The 23,668-nt window shown below is 61.9% G+C and carries 21 protein-coding genes and 1 pseudogene; 13 read left to right on the top strand and 9 right to left on the bottom strand.

Annotated elements, in window-relative coordinates:
* Window position 1: 1 nt before the first annotated feature.
* From ASE72_RS18860 to ASE72_RS18850, 3 genes are all read right to left on the bottom strand, one after another.
* Window positions 2–1,030 carry an alpha/beta hydrolase gene (locus tag ASE72_RS18860; RefSeq protein WP_056025391.1) on the bottom strand — a complete coding sequence of 343 codons (1,029 nt, stop codon included), beginning with the start codon at window positions 1,028–1,030 and terminating at the stop codon, window positions 2–4.
* 622 nt (window positions 1,031–1,652) lie between these two features.
* Entirely contained in the window at window positions 1,653–2,357 is a 705-nt protein-coding gene (locus tag ASE72_RS18855) for a nitroreductase (protein WP_056025388.1), read from the bottom strand.
* Window positions 2,358–2,383: 26 nt separating this feature from the next.
* Window positions 2,384–3,703, bottom strand: a complete 1,320-nt coding sequence (locus ASE72_RS18850; RefSeq protein ID WP_055876875.1) for an NtaA/DmoA family FMN-dependent monooxygenase — start codon at window positions 3,701–3,703, stop codon at window positions 2,384–2,386.
* A 52-nt stretch (window positions 3,704–3,755) separates the two neighbouring features.
* Between ASE72_RS18850 and ASE72_RS18845 the strand changes: the two genes are divergently transcribed.
* The 4 genes from ASE72_RS18845 (at window position 3,756) to ASE72_RS18830 (ending at window position 8,434) form a co-directional block, all read left to right on the top strand.
* Window positions 3,756–4,463, top strand: coding sequence for a TetR/AcrR family transcriptional regulator (locus tag ASE72_RS18845; RefSeq protein WP_082446300.1), 708 nt, complete (start codon window positions 3,756–3,758; stop codon window positions 4,461–4,463).
* A 65-nt stretch (window positions 4,464–4,528) separates the two neighbouring features.
* Window positions 4,529–6,145, top strand: a complete 1,617-nt coding sequence (locus tag ASE72_RS18840; RefSeq protein ID WP_056025385.1) for an MFS transporter — start codon at window positions 4,529–4,531, stop codon at window positions 6,143–6,145.
* Between the two features lie 4 nt (window positions 6,146–6,149).
* Window positions 6,150–7,316, top strand: coding sequence for an HlyD family secretion protein (locus tag ASE72_RS18835; RefSeq protein ID WP_056025382.1), 1,167 nt, complete (start codon window positions 6,150–6,152; stop codon window positions 7,314–7,316).
* Entirely contained in the window at window positions 7,316–8,434 is a 1,119-nt protein-coding gene (locus tag ASE72_RS18830; protein ID WP_235532458.1) for an efflux transporter outer membrane subunit, read from the top strand. Before ASE72_RS18835 ends, ASE72_RS18830 begins: the two co-directional genes overlap by 1 nt.
* A gap of 1,038 nt (window positions 8,435–9,472) precedes the next feature.
* Here the strand turns inward: ASE72_RS18830 and ASE72_RS18820 are convergent.
* A complete protein-coding gene (locus ASE72_RS18820; protein WP_200916396.1) occupies window positions 9,473–10,081 on the bottom strand; it encodes a TetR/AcrR family transcriptional regulator in 609 nt (202 codons plus the stop codon).
* Window positions 10,082–10,204: 123 nt separating this feature from the next.
* Between ASE72_RS18820 and ASE72_RS18815 the strand changes: the two genes are divergently transcribed.
* The gene (locus tag ASE72_RS18815; RefSeq protein WP_162235505.1) at window positions 10,205–11,347 is read left to right on the top strand and encodes an FAD-dependent monooxygenase; all 1,143 of its coding nucleotides are present in this window, start codon (window positions 10,205–10,207) and stop codon (window positions 11,345–11,347) included.
* 211 nt (window positions 11,348–11,558) lie between these two features.
* Here the strand turns inward: ASE72_RS18815 and ASE72_RS18810 are convergent, their stop codons facing one another.
* Window positions 11,559–12,218 carry a TetR/AcrR family transcriptional regulator gene (locus tag ASE72_RS18810; protein ID WP_082446298.1) on the bottom strand — a complete coding sequence of 220 codons (660 nt, stop codon included), beginning with the start codon at window positions 12,216–12,218 and terminating at the stop codon, window positions 11,559–11,561.
* Between the two features lie 91 nt (window positions 12,219–12,309).
* On the opposite strand from ASE72_RS18810, the gene ASE72_RS18805 reads away from it, so the two are divergent.
* The 4 genes from ASE72_RS18805 to ASE72_RS21080 all read left to right on the top strand — a co-directional run bounded on the left by ASE72_RS18805 (window position 12,310) and on the right by ASE72_RS21080 (window position 15,930).
* Window positions 12,310–14,541, top strand: a complete 2,232-nt coding sequence (locus ASE72_RS18805) for a beta-glucosidase (RefSeq protein WP_200910504.1) — start codon at window positions 12,310–12,312, stop codon at window positions 14,539–14,541.
* 96 nt (window positions 14,542–14,637) lie between these two features.
* A complete protein-coding gene (locus ASE72_RS18800; RefSeq protein ID WP_055876845.1) occupies window positions 14,638–14,829 on the top strand; it encodes a hypothetical protein in 192 nt (63 codons plus the stop codon).
* A gap of 72 nt (window positions 14,830–14,901) precedes the next feature.
* On the top strand, window positions 14,902–15,756 hold the full coding sequence (locus ASE72_RS19905) for an SGNH/GDSL hydrolase family protein (RefSeq protein WP_156350674.1): 855 nt from the start codon (window positions 14,902–14,904) through the stop codon (window positions 15,754–15,756).
* Window positions 15,757–15,807: 51 nt separating this feature from the next.
* Window positions 15,808–15,930, top strand: coding sequence for a hypothetical protein (locus tag ASE72_RS21080; RefSeq protein WP_268795092.1), 123 nt, complete (start codon window positions 15,808–15,810; stop codon window positions 15,928–15,930).
* A gap of 232 nt (window positions 15,931–16,162) precedes the next feature.
* Here the strand turns inward: ASE72_RS21080 and ASE72_RS18795 are convergent, their stop codons facing one another.
* Window positions 16,163–17,044 carry a LysR substrate-binding domain-containing protein gene (locus tag ASE72_RS18795; protein WP_055876841.1) on the bottom strand — a complete coding sequence of 294 codons (882 nt, stop codon included), beginning with the start codon at window positions 17,042–17,044 and terminating at the stop codon, window positions 16,163–16,165.
* A 248-nt stretch (window positions 17,045–17,292) separates the two neighbouring features.
* Between ASE72_RS18795 and ASE72_RS18790 the strand changes: the two genes are divergently transcribed.
* A complete protein-coding gene (locus ASE72_RS18790; protein WP_082446303.1) occupies window positions 17,293–18,219 on the top strand; it encodes a DMT family transporter in 927 nt (308 codons plus the stop codon).
* A 618-nt stretch (window positions 18,220–18,837) separates the two neighbouring features.
* On the opposite strand, the gene ASE72_RS18785 is transcribed toward ASE72_RS18790, so the two are convergent.
* Window positions 18,838–19,917, bottom strand: a complete 1,080-nt coding sequence (locus ASE72_RS18785) for a site-specific integrase (protein ID WP_235532457.1) — start codon at window positions 19,915–19,917, stop codon at window positions 18,838–18,840.
* 393 nt (window positions 19,918–20,310) lie between these two features.
* On the opposite strand from ASE72_RS18785, the gene ASE72_RS18780 reads away from it, so the two are divergent.
* Both ASE72_RS18780 and ASE72_RS18775 read left to right on the top strand, forming a co-directional pair.
* Window positions 20,311–20,592: a type II toxin-antitoxin system Phd/YefM family antitoxin gene (locus ASE72_RS18780; RefSeq protein ID WP_056025373.1), complete on the top strand. Its 282-nt coding sequence runs from the start codon at window positions 20,311–20,313 to the stop codon at window positions 20,590–20,592.
* The gene (locus ASE72_RS18775; RefSeq protein WP_235532456.1) at window positions 20,501–20,986 is read left to right on the top strand and encodes a hypothetical protein; all 486 of its coding nucleotides are present in this window, start codon (window positions 20,501–20,503) and stop codon (window positions 20,984–20,986) included. Before ASE72_RS18780 ends, ASE72_RS18775 begins: the two co-directional genes overlap by 92 nt.
* A gap of 244 nt (window positions 20,987–21,230) precedes the next feature.
* Here ASE72_RS18775 and ASE72_RS18765 read toward each other — a convergent pair whose 3' ends face one another.
* Both ASE72_RS18765 and ASE72_RS18760 read right to left on the bottom strand, forming a co-directional pair.
* Entirely contained in the window at window positions 21,231–22,682 is a 1,452-nt protein-coding gene (locus tag ASE72_RS18765; protein WP_056025367.1) for an argonaute/piwi family protein, read from the bottom strand.
* On the bottom strand, window positions 22,679–23,323 hold the full coding sequence (locus ASE72_RS18760; RefSeq protein WP_200916394.1) for a hypothetical protein: 645 nt from the start codon (window positions 23,321–23,323) through the stop codon (window positions 22,679–22,681). Before ASE72_RS18760 ends, ASE72_RS18765 begins: the two co-directional genes overlap by 4 nt.
* 252 nt (window positions 23,324–23,575) lie before the next feature.
* On the opposite strand from ASE72_RS18760, the pseudogene ASE72_RS20450 reads away from it, so the two are divergent.
* Window positions 23,576–23,668: pseudogene (locus ASE72_RS20450) on the top strand (IS5/IS1182 family transposase); the annotation flags it as partial.

The raw sequence follows: 23,668 nt of genomic DNA, 5'->3' as shown, positions 1-23,668 counted from the left end.
TTTACAGGTTGGCGTCACGCGCCTTTGGCTTCGCTGCTCCTTTGATCGGGCCACCCAGTGTGTTTTTGAACCATGTCACGACCCGATCGATGATCGGTGTCTGATACCAGTAGATGTCACCGTGCCCCGCACCATCGACCAGAATAAGCTCGGCCTTGTTTCCGCCGGCCTTGAGAGCGTCGTACAGGTGCCTGCTTTGCATGGGCGATACCAGCGTGTCGGCCGTACCATGCATGATGAGGAAGGGTGGCTTCTTGCCCTGCATATGCCCCATCGAACTCGCCGCGAGAGCCTTTTCGGGATTGCTGTTGATCGTTGCACCTGGAAACGTTCCGAAGGCCGTGCCGTTGACCAACAGCGCTTCTGTGACTGCGGGTGATTGGTGGACCTTCTGCACGGCCTTGGGAAAGCCTTCGCCGATACTGCGCAGATCGGAGATCCCGTACAACGATACGGCCGCCTGAACGTCGGAGGATTTGTCGGTGAAGTCGCCCTTGTCAAAGGTGCGTTCGCCATTGGTCGTCCCGAGCATCTGGGCGACATAGCCGCCGGCGGAGTCACCAATCACGCCGATGCGCGCCGGGTCGATGCCGTATTCCTCCGCGTGTTCGCGCAGGTAACGGACCGCCGCTTTGCCATCCTGGACCAGCGCCGGGAATTTGTCCGGCACGACGCGATATTCCGCTGCGGCGACGACGAAACCCGCGCGCGCCAGCGCCGTCCTCATCTCGCTGTATTTCTCATAGTCCGCAGAGATGAAGCCACCGCCGGGGAAATAAATGATCGCCGGCTTCAGATCTTCGGTGCGCGGCACCAGTACGGTCATCCGGAGCTGACGCATCGCACGCGTTGATTTCACCTGCGAATAGATCACCCCCCCAATCGTATCGACCTGCCCGGTCGTCACCTCGACCCGGATCGTTTGTGGACCCGCAACTTGGCCAGCTGGGACTGTTCTCGCCAATACGGTACTGCTCCCGGCTAATCCCATCACCAGAAATCCTGTTGTCGTCAACCATGCCCGGTTCATCTGCTACTCCTTTCGAGAAAATAAGACTAAAACAAGTTCAATAAGAATCTTCCTAAAGTGCTTCGCTCATCAATCGAGGTAATCTGGAAAGAGAATGGATCGGATTAGGCATGGCGCATGTTTTCTAATTTTCCTGTCATCTTGCCCGTGATACTTTTGACATCCGCACACGAGGCTATAGTATCGCACATCGCGATTTTGTTTATCTTGTCGGTCACTGGAATGCCCCCACGACATGTATCTGCGTGAGCGCTTTATGATGCGCGATCTGGCTACGGCACCACTCTCGAAGCACCTTGCGTCGATCACGCTGCAAACTTGGTCCTCGCGCATACCTGTTTGCCGAAACGTCGTCCGGAATGCCAAACGCCGTGGCCGGCGGTGTTTGGCTGAGGGAGGGGGAGCGTGTCGACCTCGCGGAGGCAAACGTATTCACCGCCGCGAATGATCATGTCCTAGCGATTATCTTTTCGTCTTCGCTTCTGCTTTGACCGTAGCCTTAATAGCTGTCCCTGCCGCGCGCGTCTCGTTGGGCCAAGTCCGGCTGGTAACTGTTCAATTATAGCGGCCTGCCTAGTGTTTGCTAACAGCCTAAAAACCATAGGCGAGCCGCCCAACCGGATCAGTCGTGAAAATGTACACTCTCGGCGACTGGCACGCGGCCCATCCGCATCCGGTTGCCCGGCGCATCATCGTCGGGGTAGCCGAATGACATGCCGAATAGCATCTTCATGTCAGGCGAGATCCCCAGAAACTCACGGATCGTGCCCGCATAGAACCCTAGCGACGTCTGCGGGATACCGCCTAGACCCCGCGCCGCGAGCGACAGAAGGAACGTCTGGCCGTACATGCCGATGTCACCCGCGGTGCGCACGTCATCGCCGAACGAGGGCATGAACATCAACGCGACTTGCGGTGCACCGAAGAAGGACAGGTTTTTAGCTGCGGCACGACGGCGACCATCCTTGTCCTCGCGCATAACGTTCATTGCCTCGTAATAGGCCTTGCCCTGCGCGTTCTTGCGATCGCCATAGCAGCCGTAGAACGCCCCCATGTCGAACGAGAAGTCGCCGGTAAACTCGCCCGCATCGTTCTTCGCGTGCAGGATGCGCGACAGATCAGTCAGCTTCCCGCCTCGGACGATATGCACGTCCCATGGCTGGGTATTGCAGTTCGATGGCGCGCATTGCGCATCCTGCAGCACTGCGGCCAAGACGTCGTCGGGGACGACGCGATCGAGGAAACCGCGATAGGATCGCCGGCCCCGAACTGTCTGCTGGAATGACTGGGTGTCGTCGGGGGTAGTAATGGATAGAGTGTCAGTCATAGATACCTCGCTGTAACATCAAGCATTCAGTTCAGGCGCGGGTCGCGGCCATATTGCGCGGGCGCGCCGAGATGATCGCGCAGCGTCGTCCCTTCGTAGTCGTCGTGGAACAGGCCTCGCTGCTGAAGAATCGGCACCAGTTCGTCGACCAGCTTCGGCAGGCCGTCTTCAAAGACGTCCGGACACAGCCAGAAGCCGTCACAGGCATCCGCTTCGAACCATGTCTGCATGTGGTCGGCCGCCTCGACCGCGGGCCCGACGATCATTGGATGATAATCGATGACGCCGTGCGCCAGCACGTCGCGGAGCGACCAGCCCTCGCTAGCGATCTTTAGCGCATTTCCGGCACGCGGGTCCTGCGGCGACGGTCGAGCGGCGGAGAGCTGCGCGGCGCTGAGTGGCTGATCAAGTTGCGACGGTTCAAGCGCCAGCCCGATCATCTGACCGAGGTACCCAATACGTTGCTCGAAGCTGGCGCCCGACATCGCGATCCGGCGGTCCAGCGCTGCCCGCCGGTCGGGTGCGATTGTCGTCATCAGCCCGGCGAAGAACTTGATCTCGTCCGGATCGCGACCTGCGCGTTCGGCCGCGCCGCGCAGCGCGTCGCGTTGTGCCTTGGCGTCTTCCATCGAGAACACCGCGCCGATCACGCCGCTGGCATAGCGTCCGGCGACTTCCAGCCCCTGATCGCCACCGCCCGCCTGAAAGATCACCGGCTGGCCCTGTTCGGACGCCGGCAACGCCAGCGGGCCGCTGGTCGCCAGATGCCGGCCGCGCAAATTGACTGGCTGAATCTGCGCCATGTCGGCGAAGCGCCCTGACGCCTGATCGTGCAGCCACGCATCACGGCCCCAACTTCCCCACAGCGCCTGCACGATTTGGACGAATTCGTGCAGGCGCTCGTATTTTTCGCCGCGTGGCGGCAGGGCGCGGCCGTAATTGGCGGCGATCGCGGGGTCGCTGGTCGGCACCGCGTTCCAGCCGGTCCGACCATGGTTCATCAGGTCGAGCGCCTTGAACTGCCGCGCCAGATTGAACGGCTCGTTGAACGTCGTGGAGCCGGTCGCGACCATGCCGATCCGCTCCGTTCCGCGCGCGACGGCGGCAAGAGTCATCATCGGCTCGATGTTCAATTGCTGTGCATCGGTACCGGTATTGGGCTTCAGGGTCGGGAAGTCGGGCATGAAGAGGAACTGGAACTTCCCCCGCTCAGCCGTCTGCGCATAGCGAACCAGCGTGTCGAAATTGGTGAAGCCCGTCGGATCGACACCGGGCATCCGCCATGCCCCAGGTTGTGCGCCATAGCCGTTTCCAAACACCATCCCGAGAAGCAGTTTCTTGGACATTGGAGGTTCCGATCCTGCCGGCCACGCCTCGCCGGGCAGCCGATAAAGTTTAATGGGGACTACCCCCGTTTCGAAAAATCAGATATGGGGAGACTCCCTGTTTATCAAGGAGAATGTCGTGACGTTGTCGCCCAGCACGCGAATGCCCCGCAAGGATGCGTTGCAGAACCGCGCGCACATTCTCGAGGTAGCCGGTCGTGCGATCGCGGAGGGCGGCGTCGATGTGTCGATTGACGCGATCGCAAAGCTTGCGGGCGTGGGCAACGCGACGCTGTACCGTCATTTTCCGACGCGCGACACGTTGTTGCTTGCGCTGCTTGCACCACATCATGAGCGCCTCGATCGGGAAAAGGCAGCGATTGTGGCGACGGGCGGCGACAGCGGAAAGGTGCTGGAACGATGGATTGACGCGCTGGGCGAATGGATGCGCGCCTATGACGGCCTGCCAGAACCCCTGCGTGCGGGCTGGTCTGTGACAGCGTCGCCGTTCAAATCGACTTGCGACGGGATCATCGAAAGCACTGATACTTTCCTGCGTGCCGCGCAACGTGACGGCTTTGCCCAAGCAACGGCTTCGGCAACGGATATCTTCCTTGGATCACTCGCAGTCGCGTGGGCGAGCGGGCGAACGTCGGCGCGTACCGACACGCAGGACCGGCTGCGAAACCTTTTCCGCAATGGGTGGTCTGCAGACGATGTCGGGAGCTCTGGCAACATCGGCGAGCACCACCCCGCGCACCCGCTGACCGATGGCCGCTGATCTTTACCATGCAACTTCAGCCGCTCGAACCGATCCCCGCGTGGGAGGAGGATGAGAAGCCTTCAATGCCTGGGTCGCCATCGACCCCGCGGCATCGCCCCGCTCTGCGCGCGTCATATTTGTTGGTCGGCGTGCTGGTCAGCGCGACCGGGGGCCTTGGCAATGCCCTGATTTCTGCGAACCTACCGCAGATCCAGGGGGCGCTGGGCCTGACCCCGGTCGAGGGGACGTGGCTGCCCGCCGCCTATGTCATGACGAACGTCTCGTCGAACCTGATCCTGTTCAAATGCCGCCAGCAATTCGGCATTCGCCGCTACGCCGAGTGCAGCCTGCTGGCGTATATCGCCATCACGATCTTGTATCTGATGATCCGAAGTTACGAGATGGCGATCCTCGTCCGCGCGGTGGCGGGGTTCGCTGCCGCGCCGATGAGCGTCCTTGGCTTCTTCTATGTGTTGCAGGCGTTTCCAAAGGCGAAGCTGGGCAAGGGATTATGCGTCGCGCTGGGATTGTCGCAGGTGTGGACGCCGGTCGCGTGGCTGATCTCGCCCGCACTCCTCGATCTGGGCGAATGGCAGACGCTGTACCTGTTCGAGTTCGGACTCGCGCTATGTTCGCTGGCCGCGTGCGTGACACTGAAGCTGCCACCGGGCATCCGCATCGCCTCGTTCGAGCGCCTCGACTTCCTAACCTTCGCGCTGATGGCGCCCGCCTTCGCGCTGGTCGGTGCGGTGTTGGCGCAGGGGCGAACGCAATGGTGGACGGAGCAGCCTTGGATGGCGTTCGCGCTGATCGCAGCGCTGGTGCTGTTCATCGTGGCGTTCATGATCGAGCATCATCGCCGCAACCCGCTGGTCAAGACGCGCTGGCTCGGCACCGCCGACACGCTGCGCTTCGCGATTGGTGCCCTGACCATGCGGCTGCTGCTGTCCGAACAGACCTATGCCGCGACCGGCCTGCTCCGCACGCTGGGAATGGGACCGGACCAGTTGCAACTGTTCTACGCCGTCATGCTCGCGGGCCTGCTGCTTGGGATGACGGTATCGGCGGTGACGTTCGGGCCGAAGACAATGCCTGTCCAGTTCGTCGGCGCGATCCTGCTCATCATCATTGGATCGCTGATCGACAGCGACGCGACCAGCGATACCCGGCCGCAGACGATGATGGTCAGCCAGTTGCTGCTGGCGATCGCATCCGGCCTCTTCATCGGGCCGCTGCTGCTGACCGGCGTGATGAAGGCACTGTCGAAGGGGGCGGATCATATCGTCACCTTCTCGGTGCTGTTCGCCGTGACGCAGTCGATCGGCGGTCTCGCCGGCCCAGCGTTGTACGGCACGTTCGAGCAGGTGCGGCAGCACGAATATTCGGCGCAGATCACTGCCAATCTCGACCCCGGCGACCCGGTGGTGGCGCAGCGGCTCGCCCAGCAGGGGCAGGTGTATGCCGCGCAGATCACCGATCCGGTGCGTCGTCAGGCACAGGGCGTCGGCCTTCTGGCGCAGACCGCGACGCGCGAAGCGCATGTCCGCGCATTCAACGACGTGTTCACGCTGAACGCCATCGTCGCCACGATCTTCCTCCTCTGGTCGCTGTACCGCGTCGCCGTCACGACACGTGCGGCGCGCAAGACAACCCAACCCGCGGCCGGTACTTCCGCCTCCGCCAGCTCCGCAACGGTATGATCCGATGACCGATCCCCGCACCACGCTCGACCGTGAAACCACCGATGCTGCCACACCGGCCGAGCCGATGACGGACGCAACCTCGTCCGCGCCGGACGATCCGCCGAAGACAATCCGCCCGACCCGGCGCGCCGTCATCGCAATGGCGATCGTGTTCGTCATCGGGACGCTTGTCGTGCTGTACGCCTGGCGGCTGTGGCCGTTCACCAGCGACGACCGGACGACCGAGAACGCCTATGTCCGCGGCCAGATCACGGCGATGGCGCCACAGGTCAACGGTTATGTCACCGATGTGCTGGTGCGCGACTTCGCGCCGGTAAAGCGCGGGCAGCTATTGTTGCGGATCGACGACCGCATCTATCGCCAGCAGCTCGACCAGGCGCAGGCGCAGTTGAAGATCGCCACGGCCGAACTCGCAAACTGGGACCAGACGGTCGCGCAGAATGCTGCGACGCTTCGGACCCGGATCGCCGACCGGCAACAGGCGCAATCCGAATTGGTCCGCGCCGATGCCGACCTGTTGCGGGTCAGCGAGCTGGCGGATCGTGGCTCCGTGTCGCTGCGCGAGCGCGATCAGGTGCGTGCGACCCGATTGGCCGCAGCGGCGGGCGTGATCCGCAGTGAGGCAAACATCGACAGCCAGCGCCAAACGATACGGTCGACCCAGGTTTCGCGCGCCGCGTTGGAAGGCGCGTTGCAACAGGCGCAGGCGCAGGTCGATCTTGCCAGGATCAACCTGTCGAACACACTGATCCGCGCGCCGCGCGACGGCCAGATCAGCGAGGCGTCCGTACGCGTCGGCCAATATGTCGCCGCGGGATCGCAGCTCATGTTCCTCGTGCCTGAGCAATTGTGGGTGGTCGGCAATTTCAAGGAGACGCAGACCGCGCGGATGCGGATCGGCCAGCCTGCCAGCTTCCGCGTCGATGCGCTCGACGGTGCGCGCCTGCGCGGCCACGTCGAACAGATCGCGCCCGCCACCGGGTCGGAGTTCAGTGTGCTGCGTCCGGACAACGCTAGCGGCAACTTCACCAAGATCGTCCAGCGCATTCCGGTGCGGATCCGCATCGATCCCGGCCAGCCACTCGCCCGTCGTCTGCGGCCGGGCATGTCGGTGGTTGCGCAGGTCGATACCGGCGGGGCGGTGTCGCCGCGCGAGCAGGAACGATGATGCGCGCGTCGATCCTTGCGGGCGTCGCCACGATCATACTGTCCGGATGTGCGCCCACGATCCGGCCAGCCCCGATCTCGGCCGCAGTGGTTCCTCCGCCAGCGTGGCGCGACACACCGACCGCGGCGACCGTGGTGGCCGATCGGGGCTGGTGGCGGCTGCTCGGCGACCCGGCCATCCCCCCGCTGGTAGATCGCGCCATTGCCAACAACACCGACGTGTTGGCCGCGGTCGCCCGCGTCGAGGAGGCGGAGGCGTTAACCCGGCAGGCGCGGTCAGCGCGCCTGCCGTCGCTCGACGCCAGCGCTGGCGTCGTGGTGCAGCAGGCACCCGGCCAGACAGGCGGGTCGGCCCGCAGCGTTTCGGTACAGCCGGGTCTTGCGGGCGCGTGGACCCTCGACCTGTTCGGGCGGGTACGTAATTTGGAAGGGGCTGCGCGCGCTCGCTATATCGCCAGCCGGGCAGACCGCGACGCAGCGCGCCTCGCGGTGATCTCCGCGACCGTGCGCGGCTATGTGACCCTGCTGTCACTCGCAGCACAAGTGGAGGTTAGCCGGAACACGCTGACCAGCCGCGACGAAGCGCTGCGCATCGCCAGCGACCGCGCCCGGCTGGGTTACAGTTCGCAGTTCGAGCTGACGCAGGCACAGTCGGAATATGAGGCGGTGGCGCAGACCATCCCCGTGCTCGAACAGGCGATGCGGGTGCAGGAGAATGCGCTGCGCCGGCTGACTGGCGACCTGCCCGGTCCGATCGTACGGGGGGCATTGGCGCGCGTCGCCCTGCCAGCCACGCCCGCCGGTCTTTCCTCGACCCTGCTGCGTCGACGGCCGGATCTGGTTAGCGCCGAATATGCGCTGGTCGCCGCTGACCACGTGCTGGCATCGCGCCGCGCCGAGTTCCTGCCCGACGTGCAGCTGACCGGATCGGCGGGTGCGTTGTTCAGCGACGCCCTCGGCTGGAACCCGGTGACGTTGTGGAATGCAGGGGCCAGTGTGCTGGCGCCGCTCTTTGCCGGGGGGCGGCTGACCGCAGATTTCGACGTGGCGACCGCACAACGCGATCAGGCGGCGTTCGCCTATCGCGGTGCGGTCCTGACCGCGTTCGGCGAGGTGTAGGACGCCCTGTCCGGCGAACGCCGGCTGCGCGAGCAGGCGGACCGCGTCAACCGGCGTCGTGCAATCCTGCAACGCTCGCTTGTCCTCGCCCGAGATCGCTATCGCGGCGGTTATGCCGCCTATATCGAGGAACTCGATGCCCAGCGTAACCTGTTCCAGGCCGATCTGGACGCCATCGCGGTCCGGGAACAGCAACTGACCAATTTGATCCAGCTATGGGCGGCGCTGGGCGGCGGGTGGGCGGACGGAGCGTCGCCCCCGCCCGCCGCGACGGTCAGTCGGTGAAGGATGCGGCCGGCAGCTCTTGCTGGTATTAAGCGCATCATCAGCGACGCCGAGCACGCAGGTCCCCGCTTCCCGCGCCCAGCGCCGCACGGTGGCGTCAAACATGGCGCGCATGCGTGCGTGACGTCACGTCCCGGATCTTCCTGGCGCCAGCAACAGGGGCAATCCGCTACGGTCGGTAATGAGCATGCAACTCGGTAGTTGCTGTGATGGCGACTGGCATCTGCCGGTCCAGGACCGGCTGCGAGCGTCGGGCTATAGTCGGCTCGAGCATCAGTTGATGCCATACGCGGCCGCCCTGATGCGCGTCTTCGTCACCATTGCACCGGGATGCCTCATCTTGCCCGGTTGGTGGACCGGATCGGCCGCGATGGCGGCATCGCGTGCGTTGCATAGGCGATTGTCGGGTAAGACGCTGCGCCATACCGGATCTATCAGGCGTCGGAGATTGCGGATCGGTTCATCGACATGGTGTTTGTCCCCCACCAAATGCGTGCATCGATCGGTGACGAGAGCGAACAACTGGATGCAGCATCATCGCGGCGCATCAACAACGCTGTCGATCTGGTCACCAAGGCGGGACGGTCACGCACAACCGAGGCGCCATAGGCTGCCTCGGTCTGCTTTTCCGATACACCATTTTTCGGGAACGGCGCGATCGTCCGGCGCGTGCGCGGCACTACAGCCGCTATCGATATGACGAATGGCCGGAGTTAGGAAGTGGGTCTCAGGCTAGGAACAGTGGGTTAAGCGTCAAGATCCTGCGGCGTAAGGTGTATCAGACAGAGCAGCATGCGTCCCGCGCACTCCTCGGTCGACTAAAGCCAGGAAAGTGCCCTTCGCTGCATCAAGGTCGCCCGTTTCGCTCATTTTAGCATGCGAACGTACGAAAGCGGTGCTCCACGCCGAGGTAATAAGCCCGGCAGCAAGGTAGGCATCGGCATCATCGCTAGAGCGATCCGCAGCTTCGGCCAAGACAACCGCCAGAGCGCGGATAAAGTCGTCCCGCATCTGCCGTGCCCGAGCTTTCAGCGCCTCGCTTGCCTGTGCCGTCTCAACAAAGGCTTTGGTATCCGCAAATAGTGGGAAGGCCGGTTCACGCTGGTCGGCCATGCGATGGGCAAGCTCGCCAAGGGCCCCGATTGGCGACGTGCCCGGTGAGCGCGACCTGATGGCCTCGAAAGCGACATCATGAGCCTCCTGCTCGCGGTCGAAGAACATGTCTTCCTTTCGCGGGAAGTGATTGAAGACCGTCATGCGTCCGACATCGGCCGCCTCCGCGATCTCGTCGATCGTCACCCGGTCAAAGCCGCGCTCCATGAACAGGCGCGTGGCGGCATCGGATATCGCCTGTCGGGTCACGAGCCTCTTGCGCGTTCGCCGGTCTGAAGTCGGTCCAGTCATGGCTTGAACATAAGTATATACCCAGTATAGTATTGTAGCGTATCCAATTCTGAGGCCGTTCCTATGCACTCGTCAACCGTCATGCCAGCAACGATCAAAGCAGACCACAAATCCGCGCTCGTCAGTGGCGCGAGCTTTGCCGGCCTCGCTACTGCCTACTGGCTGCACCGGCTCGGGCACAACGTCACGATCGTCGAAACGGCATCTGAACTGCGGCGGGGCGGCACGCCCGTGGATATCGAAGGAGAGACGATCGAAATCCTGGGTCGCATGGGACTTGCAGATGCGGTGCGCGCTAAGGCGCTGCCCCCGGGGGGCTTCGAGTTCAAGGACGCGGATGACGCCACCTTGGGATCGATCGGTATCGGCACCGAACCAGCGGCGTACGAACGATACGAGATCCACCGTGATGATCTGCTCGATATCCTGTCTGCCGCGGTGGAGGACAGGGTCGAAATCCTGTTCGGCCAATCGATCGTCAAGCTCGACCAGGGCACAGACGGCGTGTCGGTGAGCTTCAGCAACGGCGACCGGCGCGACTATGCTCTGGTCTTCGGGTGCGACGGCAACCGGTCCAACACGCGCAAGCTCGTTTTTGGCGAGGGCGAGCAGTTCACCTACTTCATGGGCGGCTATTTCTTCCTGAAGGTGGTGCCGCACATCGGGTTGCTTCCTGCCAATATGTCACAGCTCTTCAACGTGCCCGGTCGCATGGCGATGCTCAACGGCTATGACGATCGAACTGATATCGGCTTCGGTTTTCGAACGGTCGGCGAGATCGACTACGATTACCGCGATCGGAGCCAGCTACGTCGGTTGATCCACGATCAGTTTGACGGCTTGGGATGGAAGGTGCCGGCAATGCTCGCCAGCGTGGACGGGGACGACGACTTCTATTTCGACAGGATCAATCAGATCAGGATGCCCTGCTGGTCGCGCAGTCGTGTGACCCTGGTCGGCGACGCGGGCTACTGCGTCTCGCCGCTTGCAGGATTTGGCGGCTCGATGGCGATCATTGGCGCGGGCCGGCTAGCGGACGCGCTCGAGCGGTATCCCGACGATCACGGTGCGGCCTTTCGCCATTACGAAAACGAGTTGCGGCCGTTCGTCGAAGAGGTTCAGGAGCGCGCCGCCACTAAAGGCTTGGCCATGATGCTTCCTGCCGACGAGACCGAGCTTGCAGAGCGTGATCGCAAGCTCTTGACGGGTGAGATGGACATGTAGGCTTGCCGCACGGCGCGGCGCCACCTACCGGCTAGCGTCGTCGCTGTCGCATGAGATGGTGAGGTCGCGCTCGAGGAGAAAAGGGCTAAGGCCGAAGATCTCGACCTCTTTAGACGCGTCTGGACTAGCGACGACCTGACGTACGTAATCTAGCTCGTGCCTTTGGGGTGCGCGCATGTATGAGTCACCACGAATAACACGGCAAAAGCACTCAGGTATCAACTCGCAAGAGCCCTTTTTCGAGGACGCTCCAGCGCTGGAGAAAGACGCGGCGTTGGTCGTCAACTGACGAATAACCGTGCAACGGCAGCGACGCAGCGTCGTTGACAAGCAGGTCGAACAGAATTTCGCGCAGTTCCTCCGTCGGCAGACGAGGCAATGTGCCGCATGCCTTTGCAGCGTCGACTAGCACATCAACCGGCGCGACATAGCGGGCGCGTACGTCAGCCAGGGCTCTGCGGACCGAGGCGTCCGGCAACGCTGTTAACGCAAGTCGTTGAAGAGCGAGCATTTTGTCAGCGCCGATCCGTTCCCTATAGGTCCACATCAGTACCTTGATACCGGCGATAGGGTCGGCAATCGCTTTCGGTAGTGGGATGTCGATTTGCAATTGCGCCGACTGGCGCTCGATCACTTCGGCCAGCAGTTCGCCTTTGCCGGGAAAGCGCCGATACAGCGACATTTTGGTGATACCGGCTGCAGCGGCCACCTTGTCCATTCTCGTAGCGTCAAACCCTTGCGCACGGAATATCGCAAAGGCGGCATCGATGACATGCTCATCGATCGCGCGGCGTTCGGCCTCGCTCGGCCGGCCTCGCTTCCGCTTCGATCCTTCCATTGATTGCGTCGATCGATCTTCAGTCATGATCATCGATTACACGACGAGGTACGAACTATCGACCTAGTAGCGGAACTAAAGATACCCATGGTATCTTTTAGCGGCGTACTTGCTGGAGTCTATCATGCCTGCCGAGATCCGTTCTTCCTCATCTTGCGTTGCACTACCGTCGATGCCACCGCACGCGTCCGCAAAATCCAGCGCTGACGTACAGTTGACGACAGGCGCGAAAGGGTCGCCCGAAGAGCGCGCGGCCAAAACGGTCGCGCAGATGACGCAGGACGAGAAGTTTGCGTGGATATCTGGTCCGATGGCAATTCCCGTCGGTGACGTGCAGAAGCCGGCAGGAGCGTTGGGTTCGGCCGCATATTATCCGGCTATTCCTCGCCTCGGCATTCCAGCTCAGCAACAGACCGACGCCAGTCTCGGGATCAGCAATCTGGGCGGGGTACGGCCGGGCGACAACGCAACCGCTTTACCGTCCTCGCTGCTGCTGGGGGCCGCCTTCGATCCCGAGGGTGCCTATGAGACAGGGGCGCTGGTCGGACAGGAAGCGCGTGCGAAGGGCTTTAACGTCCAGCTAGCAGGCGGCGCGAACCTGATCCGCGAGCCGCGCGGCGGGCGCAACTTCGAATATGTCTCCGAAGATCCTTTATTGACCGGCGTCATCGCGGGCAGCTCGGTCGCCGGCATCCAGTCTCAGGGTGTCGTCGCCACCGTCAAACATTTCGCGGTAAACGCGCAGGAGACCGGGCGGGTCTTGGTCAGCTCCGACCTGTCCCCGGCCGCCATGCACGAGTCTGATCTGCTTGCCTTCAAGATTGCGATCGAGATCGGAAAGCCGGGATCGGTGATGCCGGGCTACAACCTCGTCAATGGCGATTGGGCGTCGGAAAATGCCTACCTCATCAACACGGTCCTCAAAGGCGAGTGGCAGTATCCAGGTTGGGTGATGTCCGACTGGGGTGCCACCCATTCCACGGTCAAGGCGGCGCTTGCCGGACTTGACGTGCAGTCGGGCGCCAGCCTCGATCCCGAACCCTACTTTGGCGCTCCGCTCCGTGCGGCCGTTGAAGCGGGCAAGGTGCCGCAGGCGCGGATCGATGACATGGTTCGGCGCCAGTTACGCAGCCTTTACGCGATCGGCGTCATTGATCGCCCACCCCAGCCGGGAGCGCCGATCGACTATATGGCGCACCGTCTGGTCGCCCAGCGCGCGGCCGAACGCGGTCTGGTGCTACTGAAGAACGAAGGCGATGCCTTGCCACTCGCAAAAGGGGCAAAGCGCCTGCTGGTTATCGGCCGGCATGCCGATGTCGGTGTGCTGGCTGGTGGAGGATCCTCCACGGTGGCGCCGGTCGGCAGTCTGTCGACCGACGGCCTGTCGTTCATGGGCACAGAGATGGAGAAGGTCTACCACCCCTCCTCGCCGCTGACTGCAATCAGAGCGGAGGGCAATGCGGCCGTCGTCGACTTTCTCGACGGTAACGATCTTGCTACTGCCATCACCGCAGCGCGCGAGGCTGATGCGGTCATCGTCCTCGCCGAGGAATGGCGCTCGGAAGGGCTCGATATGCGGGGACTCGATCTGCCGGATGACCAGAACGCACTTATCGACGGCGTAGCGGACGCCAACCCAAGGACGATCGTCGTCGTGGAATCGGGTGGTCCCGTCGCGATGCCGTGGCTGGAAAAAGTGTCCGCCGTCATCGCCGCGTTCTATCCAGGGTCGGGTGGTGGCGAAGCGATCGCGGGCGTGTTGTTCGGACGGATCAACCCATCGGGACACCTGCCCGTGACATTCCCCGCCAGCGTCAATCAGCTGCCGCACCCCGAGCAACGCGATCCCGAGACAACGACATCGAACCCAGGCATGGAACCAAAGGGCGGCGTGTTCCATGTCGATTATAATGTCGAAGGGTCCGACGTCGGTTACCGCTGGTATGCGCGGCAGGAGCTGAAGCCGTTGTTCCCGTTCGGACACGGCCTGTCTTACACCAGCTTCCGAACTAGCGACCTGTCCGTTCACGCCTACAAAGGCAGCCTCACCGCTGCCTTCTCGGTAACGAATATCGGGGACCGTGAGGGTACTGCCGTGCCTCAGGTTTATGTCGCGCTCCCCGGCACGGACGGATTCGTTTCGCGCCTGGTCGGCTTCCACCGCGTCCATCTTGCCCCGGCCGCAAGCGAGCAGATCGAGGTGCAGATCGACCTTCGTCTTCTGGCACGGTATGACGCTGACGCGTCCATGTGGCGGATCGCGGCAGGCACCTACGAAGTGCGGCTGGCGAGCACCGCAATCGATCCGGGTATCCGGGCGACACTTGAACTTCCTGCAACGACATTAGCGCCCTGACGCCTGTCTGCCGGTCCCGAAGGACTGCCTAACGCCACGGCATCAACCTGATCATCGTACCCACGATCGATAACGACCAACCAAAGGATATTGACCATGAAGACCATCATCTCTCTTGCCGCCCTGACCCTTGCGGTGAGCGGCCTGTCGGCCTGCTCAACCTTGAAGGGCGCGGGCGTCGGCGCGGCGGGTGGCGCCGGTGTGGCCGCTGCCACTGGAGGTAGCGTTGAAAAAGGCGCGGCTGTGGGTGGTGCCGGTGGTGCCGTCGTAGGCACGGTCGCAGACTAAAATCATGCCGGCGGTTGTGTAAAAGCCAACCGCCGGCTTTTGTCTCTCTTCATCTTGTTCGGATACGAAAGCATGCAATTGCTCATCGTCGGGGCAATGGGGATGGCCGTTGTCATCGCCGGTTCGACTAGCGTCCAGACGTCCTCAACGCCCTTGCCGCCTAAAGCACGGTACGTGGCAATGGGCAGCTCATATGCCGCAGGACCCGGTATACCCGATCCGGTCGACGCCAACACCCGCTGCGCCCGCTCGACCAACAATTACGCGCATCAGTTTGCCCGCAAACGGGGGTTAACGTTGATCGACGTGTCGTGCAGCGGCGCAACCACGAACGATATACTTACCGCGTCGAGCGACACGCCGGCTCAGATCGATGCCATCACTCCCGAGACAAGCCTAGTGACCGTCACGATCGGCGGTAACGACGTCGGCTTCGTTACTTTGCTGGGATCGGCGTCATGCCGCCAGTTGGGTATCGGGAAGCAGCTGCTTGGCGGCAAGTGCCCTAAACCGCCAAAGCTTACCGAGCATACGTGGCGCAATCTTGCCGTATCGATGGAACGCATCGCAGCCGAAGTACGTGTTCGCGCACCTCGGGCGCGGCTTGTCTTCATCGATTACCCCATTGTGCTTCCCTCGAGCGGACGATGCGCCGCAACGCCAATGTCGACCGGAAAGGCAGATGCTGCCCGGAATATCGCAAATCGGCTAGCAGTTGCGACCGCTGCTGCTGCCCGTTCGAGCGGCGCAACTTTGGTGCGGGCGTCGTCGCTATCGAGCGGCCACGACGCATGCAGTGCTACGCCATGGATTAACGGTTTCCCTTTGCCCGGCCAGCCCCGGTTCGTGCCTTACCACCCGAACCTTGACGGGATGGCAGCCGTCGCTCGGGCTCTAGACGCAACGATAACACAGATACGTTCATAGGCTCTTGGTGGATCGGCTTGGCTGACCTCCAAGAGCCTGAACGCGGATCGATTGAAGCAGAATCTGGCGCTCGATGGCTTCACCATCGATGATGCGGACATGGAGACGCTGGCCGCACTTGATCGTGGTCCCGGGCTCGCCTGGTCGGTCGGCGATCCGGTCGCGACCCAGTAACGACCGTGACACCCGATCGCGGTTCGGAGATCGGGTGTCGCCTCGCATTATCTCCGTCCGCTCGATCGGCGTGTCATGCCATGGCCTAATAGACAAGGCTCTCCGTAACCGGTTCAGGCCGCAGGGTGTCACCGCCCCCCAATTGGGAACGGCCAGCGAGACGGCACGGGCATTCCCGAAATCGATCGAATTTCGGGAATGTCCGAGTTGGGCAGGAAAGCGGACATCCCGCTTAAGCAAGATTGATGCTGTCCAATATCCAGCGTCTAAACCGCGCGATCTTCCGGGTGTTGCGGCGTCCGGCTGCGCAGACAATCCAATAGGCTTCGCCCTCGGTCGCGAGATGGTCGAACGGCATGACTAGTTGACCATCGGCTAACTCCCTCCGCCAGAGAGCCGGCGTCAGCATCGCCAGACCATGTCCGGCAAGCGCCGCCTGACCCTCGGCGTTCTGAGAGTCCAACTGTATGCCGGCCACGGGAATGGTGTGCGCCGTCAAGCCTTGCGCCCTCAGCCAAACGTCCCACCAGTGATCGCCTGGATTTAGCCGCCTCAGGCGCAGCACATGGGAAGGCGCGATCGGTTTTGAGAGGTGCGCGACTAGCGATGGGTGGCACGCCGGCGCAAAATCCAGATCGAACAAGCGGTCCGCGGCTAATCCCGGCCAATTGCCGCGGCCTGAGCGGATCGCGATGTCGATATCCTCGGCGGCGAAGTCGACAAGGCGGTCGGTCGCGTCCAATCGGATGTCCAGTCCGGGCTGCTCAGCCTGAAAGCGACCGAGATGGCGCGCGAGCCAGCCATTCGCCATGGTGGCTGTTGCGGTAAGCCGAAGGATGGCATCGTCATCGCCGCGCAACTCCTGGAACGCCGCGTCGATCTCGTCCAAGGCCAAGGTCAATCGGCCAGCAGCGCGCGCGCCAGGAGGCGTCAACGACACCCGCCGTCCGGCCCTGATGAATAAGGGCGCACCGAGCCGCTCCTCGAGCACTTTAACCTGGTAGCTGACCGCCGCTTGGGTGATGCCGAGCTCACCCGCGGCGGCGCTGAACGTGCCATGCCGGGCCGCCGCTTCGAACGCCCTTACAGCTGGTAATGGGGGCAGTCGTCTCATTCTTGTTGAATAAGACGGCTTATAAGCGGCGTCCACTATTCGGTTAGTCGGGCCGCTGCCACGACCCTAGTTGCGTTCCAAGACACAGCATTGGAGCAGACCATGGACGACTGGCTTTCGAAGGAGTGGGCTGACCATCAAGCGCAATTCAGCGCCGATTTGTCGACCGGCATAGCTCGTATTGTGATCCGCCTGAGGAACATGGGATCGGCGGGATTTTGGCGCCGCAGAACGCGGACCCGCGGCTGATGCCGACCTTCCAAGCGGCTTCCTACTCTCCAATGCGTACCTCCCTAGGCTTGCCCATCCTTGCCGCCTGCCTCGGAGTCAGCATGTACGCCGGGATGGATACGTTAATGAAGGAATTGGGGCTGGCGATTGGTGCCTACTCAGCCTTATTCTGGCGTATGGCGGCGGGTGTCTTCATCACGAGCTCGCTATATTTTCCGCAACGGAATGAATGGCCGACCAGATCAGTCTTTAAGTTGCACGCGGCAAGAAGCTTGGTCGTTGCCGTCATGGGAGTCGCTTTCTTCTGGGGTATCACGCAGTTACCTCTTGCAGAGGCTGTAGCTTTATCGTTTGTTGCCCCGCTGATTGCTTTGGGCTTGGCTGCCTTCTTTCTGAGGGAGCCGGTCGGATTACGCGCCGTCGCCGGATCGGTACTTGGCCTGCTCGGCGTTGCCGTAATTCTTTCCGGTCGCCTTGGGGAAGGCGTCCAAGAGCAGGCATGGTGGGGCGCGGGAGCTATTCTAGGGTCGGCCGTACTCTATGCAATCAATCTGGTCATGGCTCGCCACCAAGCGCAGTTGGCAAAGCCGCTTGAGATCGCGGCGTTTCAGAACGCCTTTGTGCTTGCGTTTCTGTCACTTGGTGCCCCTTTTTTCGTGACGCTGCCTGAAGGGGTCGGGCAATGGAGCGCAATCGTGGCAGCGGCCGGCTTCGCGGTCGTATCGCTGTTGCTAACGTCGTGGGCTTACGCTCGAGCAGAAGCGCAAGTACTGCTACCGATGGAATACACTATATTCATCTGGGCAGCTATGGCCGGATGGTTGTTCTTCGACGAAACGCTAACGGTGACAACGCTGGCGGGAACGGTCCTAATTGTCAGCGGCTGTCTGATCGCTGTACTGCGCGGCGATCCATTGCTCCCCGAAGGTGAAGCGTCGATCTGACCACTCAAACATATCTGTCGCACACCGGCCAATGTCCGGCTCTGGGCGTTTCTGCCAATATCTGCGTTCCCAAAAAGGAACGTGGGGCGGGGGAAGCGGCACTGCCAATCGAGCTGACGGCCACAGGCGGGTTTCCCTTTCCCAAAATCTGTTCCCGAATCGAATTTCTCGAAATCGCGAATTTTGATGGGGAAACGGGAAATTTGGAGTGACGTAAAACACATGATTTCCGATGGCACCCCCGTGGCCACTGACGCGGTCATTAATTGAGGCTCAGCCTAGGCGACAAACCCTGCCGCTTTGCCCGAGTAGGCGGAAACCCGATCTTGGCAGTTTTCCGTCACTATCGATCGTTAGCGTGTAACTGGCTCCGTTCTGTGCGCCGACCCCTGTCTCCGAATCGACATCAATTTTATTTTGCACGACGAAACAACCGGCGACACGAAGGTCGTTCAGCGGGCCGCGGCATCGACTGGGATGGCGCTACCTGATTTTTGAATCGTCAGTTTAACCCGGACGTATTTTGAGATGACGAAGCGGTGAGCAGCCGGAGTGTTGTCGAAAGCACGAACTTTTGGTGCCACTCGCGCTTTTCCCCCAGCCCAGCGACTGACGGAATCACAAAAACCCCTCTCCAGCGTGTTCGCGAAATCGCTCATGATCGCGGACATACTCGGCGACCATATCGATCGAGGCATGCCGGCTATGCTCACGCATCTTGAACAGATTGGCATTTTGTCGCCCCGCCTCCGTCAGGAACCCAGCCCGCAGCGAGTGACCGGAGAATAAGGTCTCCGGATAGCCCGCGGATCGGGCAGCGGCTTTCACGACAAGCGCCACACCCTGCGCGCTCATCGGCTGCTCGGTGAGCCGCCCTTGCGGGGTCAGCTTACGAAACACCGGACCGCTGTCGATCGCGGCTTTCTCCAGCCAGGCACGATAATGCCGGACGGGCTCGAGGCGCCGACCATCGGGGATGGCGACACTATGCCCCCTGCCCTCCTGGTCGGTCTTTGACGTTGGAACACGGACCAGCAACCCGCGCGTATCGTCCGACACCCGACCGACGGTAATCGCTACCAGCTCGGAGCGACGAAACGCACCCGCCATCCCGATCGCCAATAAGGCCCGATCCCGATACGATCGCAGATCCTCGCCATCGATCGTTCGCAACATGTCACGCAACACGTCACCATCCGCGGGGCGCTTCTTACCCGACGGATCGTCGCGCTTATCGCGCCGGATGGCACGCATGGCTTTTTCCAACCGCGCGCCGTCTGGCTGCTGCGTCGGTGGATCGAACCCCGCTGCACGGTGGGCAAAGACGATTGCCGACAGCCGTCGACCGATGGTCGAACGCCCTAACGGCTTGGCCAAAGCCTCGCGCCCTCCCCGCGCCCGATGCGGCGTCCGTGGCGCGAAGCCGCGCTCCGCCAGTAACGTCAGGAAGGCAGCGACGATCGCCGGCGTGGCGGGCAGCGAGCGATATCCGCTTTCCTCGCACCAGGCGCAAAACAGCCGCCAGTCGGATTGGTAGGCGCGCAACGTCGCTTCGGCCGAGGCGCGAGCGACATAGCCATCGACCCGCTCGCGATCGTCCGGTGCGAGATCGGGTAGGTATGCAACGAGTGCGCTGACCTGATCGGCCCCGACGACCTCAGTGTCCAGGCTCATGTCAATCTCGGCGTCGTCTGACACGTCGGTTCGCTCGATTACCAAAATAGGTCGGAAGCCACATTTTGTGGCCCCGGATAGGTACGCGACGAGCCAATTTCGCGCCAGCATCTTTCTAGTAGGAATCAGGCTTATCGCTAGAATGGTTTGCCGGATATCCCGCTCCTACGCCCTAGCCCTGGTTATCCAGGTGCCACGAGTTCTCCTACTACTACGCATCTTGACGGTTATCCGCACTTTCCTTATTTGATGGATATCGGCTTTAAGCCGGTCGTGCTTCTACCACGATCCGCGCGTGCAGGCTGAGCCCGTACGCGCGACCGAGCCCCCCGCGTGCCGGCAGCAGCCTGCATGCGATCGAGATCCCGCCGCGCGAGGCAGCAGCCCGCAACGCATCCAGCACAGGAACACCCGCTCATGGCGACGAGCATGGAAATCGTACCCTCGGGCGAATTGCAAAAGCAGTTCGGCCGCTATTCCGACGAGGCGATGATCCGCCCTGTTGGCGTTAGCCGGAACGGCCGCGTGCGCTTCGTCATGGTCCCCGTCGATGAATATGAGCGCCTGCGCCGTCGTGAACGGATCGCTGGCCGCGTGGAGGATCTTGATGACGAAATCCTCGAAGCCATCCGCGGCGTTGAACCCGGCCGCGGCGCCCAAGACGCCGAAAAAAGGCTCAACGCTGCCGCAGCCGGGTGAAGTCCTCAACTACAGCTACTTGTGGGAATACGAGTACGTTAAAGGCCGCGATGAAGGTATAAAGGACCGGCCTGTCGCGGTCGTACTGGTGACCCGTCCGAAGGACGGGATCGATCAGGTGCACGTCGTGCCGCTGACCACCAAAGCCCCTACCCGCGATCAGTTCGCGATCGAGGTGCCGGAAGCGGTTCGCCGCGACTTGGGTCTGTCGGGCGATCGTTCGTGGATCATCATCACCGAGTGGAATCGGTTTGCGTGGCCAGGCTATGACATTCGACCCATCGCAGGTCGCGAGCCGGCGGTGAGCTATGGTTATTTGCCGGCCAGTTTCTTTCGGCGCGTCCGGGATGCGATTGTGGCCGCGAGTATTGGTCGCCCTGTAGATCGCGACTAATGCGGCGGGCGGCCGCCAAACTAAAATGTACATCACTCTTCAAGTTCGTGCTTTTGACGACACTCCCCCTGATAGTTGCGGATATCGGTCAGGACCTGGAGGCCGACGTTCACATAGGGGTCTATGCGGCGCGCGCGGTGCCGCCTGAGGAAATGGACGAGGCAACGCTTTGGTGTCTTCGTGCCGGCCTAGCTCCTCTCTAAGCCCCCGCTTGGCGTCAGGGTGTCGGCCACGATGTTCTCCCTTACATGTAGAAGCTGTACCGAGGTGCAATTATTTGCCCCTCGTCGACGTACTTCAGCACCTCGCCCACGTGTTTCGCGGCAGCGATCGTGATCGGCAGGCCGTTGTCGAACTGCGTGTTGTTCCAATTCATCTTCGTCAAGGCCAGCATCTCTTCCGCGATGTGCTGGAGCGGTTGGCCAAGGGCCTGACACCGCAGCATCAGCGGTCGAGGCACGTACATTCCTGGATAGGTGCGGAAGAACTCGACGCTTCCTCGCGTGTAGAGAAGTGCCTGATCTTTGTCGAAGCGCAGGAGACTTCCGCGAAGGGGCGGATACACTCCTATTCGATACAGGCGGGTCATCGACTTTTGGATCCAGACGAAATCAGCGTAGTCGATGTCCCGCTCGTCGATGGCCTTGTGGAAGCCGTTCAGCTCGTTCCGATCGAACCGGGACGTCTTGTGCAGCACGACACGAGCGGGCCAGTGCCCATGTTGATCCTTGAAGACCCGCAAAGAGTTACGAAGCAGGTCGTACGCGTCTTCGGCCGTCAGGTGCGGCTTCCGGTCCTCTTCGCTCTCGACCATGCGGCCACCCCGCAGGATCAGACCTTCACCACGTTCGTCGAACATCTGAGCGGTGCTGGTGTGGATCCGCTCGCCATCCAAGGAACGGTAAAAGCTTAAGCCGACGAAGGAGGTGCGCAACTGCCGAGCGTCGCGAGCGAGCCGCCAAGGAAGACCTCCCGCCTTGTAGTAGATCGCGGTCAGTAGGTTCCAGGCGATCGTCGCCGGGTCCTGCGTACGTCGATCGCTGCTCTCCTTCAGCTTACGAGGGATCTTATAGCTCGGATCGAACGTGGTGGGCCACAGCAGCTGGATCGGCAGGTGAAGACGCATGCAGGCTGCCTTCAACATGCCGCGGAAGTCGAGATCGGGTCCTGCCTCCCCTTCGTCAGCGTCCTCCCCGCCGGCTACATCTCTCGCATTGTAGGTCCGCTGGATGATCTCGACCGGCAACGCGACCAAGACCACGTCGGGTTTGGAACTTCGCTCGGACAGGACAGCAATCTCGTTCGCGATCGTCTCGACAACCGCCCTCGTCATGTCGCGCTGGCCGGGGATAGCCACCAGTCGGGCGACCTCCTTAGGAGGCAGCACACGCTGCAGCTCGTCAGCGGTGACGAATTCGCAACGGAACGACTCTTCGGCGGAGATTCCAGGGAAGGGCGGGAACAGGTTCGGCTGTCGACTATCCTTAGCTCGAAAACCGGTCGTGCATGTCTCTATCCATCGCGCGACGCCTTCCACGGTCTCTGCGCTGCCGACGATGCCGAGCCTGATCCGCTTGGGAGCGCTCTCCATGCCAAAGTCGAGCGGGCCGTAGTCCATCAAGCCGAACCTGATATCCGGGTGACGCATCGCACCACCGAACTCTAGCGGAGGTTCTTTGAGGTGGGTCAGTTTCATTCCGGCGGTTCCTCGATCGTCTCACCTGCGAGTGCGAACTCGAACAGTGGCGACGACGGATCGGACTCCTGCGATGTCCACAGACCGTCCGGTACGCCTACGTCCAATTCTAGTGCACCAACCTCGTCGAAGGAGATGAAGGGATAGGACTCTTTCAGCAGATCGCCACGGCCATGCGTGACGAGGAAGTCCCGCCACATCACGAACTGTCCCATCACGGCGGCGTTGTTCTCGATTTCCTTGATCTTCTTCAACCGCTCGCCGGCAAATCCGTCCAAATTACGTCCATCGTGCGTGAAATGATAGGTGGGCGTTACCTCGACAAACCACGTTCCGCCGAGCCGCACAAACCGGTGCAGAAACGCGGAATGCCGCCAGTACGACGCTTGGGTGGGGTCCTTGCGCTTCTTGCCGTACCTGCCCACGACCCGCCTCGTGGTTGTGTTCTGCAGGCTCCGATACGCGTGGTTCAGATTGTCACGGTCGCGGGGCTTGCTGAAGAAGAAGACGCCGGAGTCGCGATCGTGGTATAATTCCGGACGAACGAACTCGCCGATAGCGCGGTTCAGCAGCGCCACGAAGTCCCGCTGCCGATCCTCGTCGTCGCTGTCGGACCACTCGTCGACGTCGAACTCTTCCATCGCCTCCGCTTCGCAGAGCTGATTCCATGGCCACTGGTCCAAGTCGTGGAAGGAGAGGACCGACTTAGCGCGCACGATCCATTCGGAACCAGCTCGACGATCGAGATCCCGGAGTGCCGCGCCGAAGGACTTGTCCGACCCATGCCTGGTCGGCGCCCAGTATATCCTCTTCGCGACGCTGACGCCAACTAGGGTCAGGACCCATTGATCTGAGCGGCTCAATCTGATTCAGGCTCCGTGAGKAGATCGAGGATGAGCGACCTGTACTGGCTGACTGACGAGCAGATGGCGCGGCTCGAACCGTATTTTCCCAAGAGCCACGGCAAGCCCCGGGTTGATGACCGG

This window comes from Sphingomonas sp. Leaf20 (genome assembly GCF_001421535.1).
Taxonomy (GTDB): domain Bacteria; phylum Pseudomonadota; class Alphaproteobacteria; order Sphingomonadales; family Sphingomonadaceae; genus Sphingomonas.
The sequence above is the reverse complement of the archived record's forward strand: the minus strand, read 5'-3'. Positions and strand labels throughout refer to the sequence as shown.